A 1,834-nucleotide genomic window follows, 5' to 3' on the forward strand; every position below is an offset into this window, starting at 1 on the left:
CTGTCGGCGGCGGGTGAAAAGTGGACCGTTGGCGGCGGATGAAAGTTGACCCCCATCGAGGGCCTGACTCGTTGAGCCAGGTCGGGAGGATGGGTGATCAGCGTGGAGGACTGGGCGGAGATCCGGCGGCTGCATAGGGCCGAGGAGATGCCGATCCGGGCGATCGCGAGGAAGTTGGGGATCTCGCGGAACACGGTCCGCAGGGCGGTGGCCGATGACGAGCCTCCGAAGTACCAGCGGGCGGCGAAGGGCTCGGTCGTCGATGCGGTCGAGCCGCAGATCCGTGAACTGCTCGAACAGTGGCCGGACATCCCGTCGACCGTGATTGCCGAGCGGATCGGCTGGCAGCGGGGCATGACCGTCCTCAAGGACAGGGTCCGTGATCTGCGGCCGGCTTACCGGCCCGTCGATCCGGCGTCGCGGACGGTCTATGAGCCGGGCGATCTGGCCCAGTGTGATCTATGGTTCCCGGCCACCGAGGTCCCCCTCGGGTTCGGGCAGAGCGGTCATCCGCCGGTGCTGGTGATGGTGGCCGGCTATTCGCGGTGGATCACGGCCCGGATGCTGCCCTCGAGGAACGCAGCCGATCTGATCGCCGGGCACTGGCGGCTGCTGAGCGACCTCGGCGCCGTTCCCAGGGCCCTGGTCTGGGACAACGAGGGGGCGGTGGGCTCGTGGCGGGCGGGAGGACCGCGGCTCACAGATGACTTCGCAGCGTTCGCAGGCCTGCTGGGCATCAAATTCGTCCTCTGCAAGCCCCGCGATCCGGAATCGAAGGGGCTGGTCGAGAGGGCAAACGGCTACCTGGAGACCTCGTTCCTGCCCGGCCGGGTCTTCGCGAGTCCAGCGGACTTCAACATCCAGCTCGCCGACTGGCTCAGCAAGGCCAACCGGCGGATCCACCGAACATTGCAGGCGAGGCCGTCGGACCGGCTGGAAGCCGACCGCTCCCGCATGCTCCAGCTGCCGCCGATCTCCCCGCCGGGCTGGTGGAAGGCGTCCCTGCGGCTGCCGCGGGACCACTACGTCCGTCTCGACACCTGCGACTACTCGGTCCACCCGCTTGCCATCGGCCGCCGGGTCGAGGTCGCCGCGGACTTGGACCAGGTCCTTGTGACCTGCGACGGCGTCGAAGTCGCCCGCCATGCCCGCTGCTGGGCCCGCCACCAAACCCTCACCGACCCCGACCATGCGGCGGCCGCGGCGGCAGCCCGAAAGGCGGCCGCCGGCAGGAAGCCCGTGCCGGCGCAGAACACCGACGTCGAAGAACGGTCGCTGGATTCCTATGACCGGGTCTTCGGTGTCATCGACGGCGGACTGACCACAGGCGAAGGAGCGGCATGATGACCAGCCCAAACGACACGAAGACCACAGCGAACGGCCGCGACGTCACCTCGGAGATCGCCTATCTCACCAGGGCCTTGAAGGCTCCGGCCCTGCGGGACTCGGTCGGCCGGCTCGCCGAGCGAGCCCGCTCGGAGGGATGGACCCACGAGGAATACCTCGCCGCCTGCCTGCAGCGGGAAGTCGCCGCCCGCGACTCGCACGGCGCCGAAAGCCGTATCCGGGCGGCCCGGTTTCCCTCCAGGAAGTCGCTCGAGGACTTCGACTTCGACCATCAGCGGTCGGTGAAACGAGAGTCGATCTCCCACCTCGGGACGCTCGACTTCGTCGTCGGGAAGGAGAACGTGATCTTCCTGGGGCCGCCCGGGACCGGCAAGACCCACCTCGCGACCGGTCTCGGGATCCGGGCCTGCCAGGCCGGGCACCGCGTCGCGTTCGCCACCGCCGCCCAGTGGGTCGCCCGCCTCGCCGACGCCCACCAGGCCGGCAA

The 1,834-nt window shown here is 69.3% G+C and carries 3 protein-coding genes; 2 read left to right on the top strand and 1 reads right to left on the bottom strand.

Annotated features, from left to right (window positions below):
- On the bottom strand, nucleotides 1–194 hold a 194-nt coding region (locus AC0693_RS38740), incomplete at its 3' end, for a hypothetical protein (protein WP_478804631.1).
- Between AC0693_RS38740 and istA the strand changes: the two genes are divergently transcribed.
- Complete coding sequence (gene istA, locus AC0693_RS38745; RefSeq protein WP_478804630.1) at nucleotides 148–1,344, top strand: IS21 family transposase; 1,197 nt, start codon at nucleotides 148–150, stop codon at nucleotides 1,342–1,344. The two genes, AC0693_RS38740 and istA, sit on opposite strands and share 47 nt — an antisense overlap.
- On the top strand, nucleotides 1,341–1,834 hold a 494-nt coding region (locus tag AC0693_RS38750; RefSeq protein WP_478804629.1), incomplete at its 3' end, for an ATP-binding protein. The genes istA and AC0693_RS38750, both read left to right, overlap by 4 nt.

The sequence above is a fragment of the Streptomyces sp. NPDC043876 genome (assembly GCF_056435825.1).

Bases quoted from the DNA above. Each gene is read 5' to 3' on its own strand.
- istA (WP_478804630.1), top strand. From the start codon at position 148: ATGCCGATCCGGGCGATCGCGAGGAAGTTGGGGATCTCGCGGAACACG.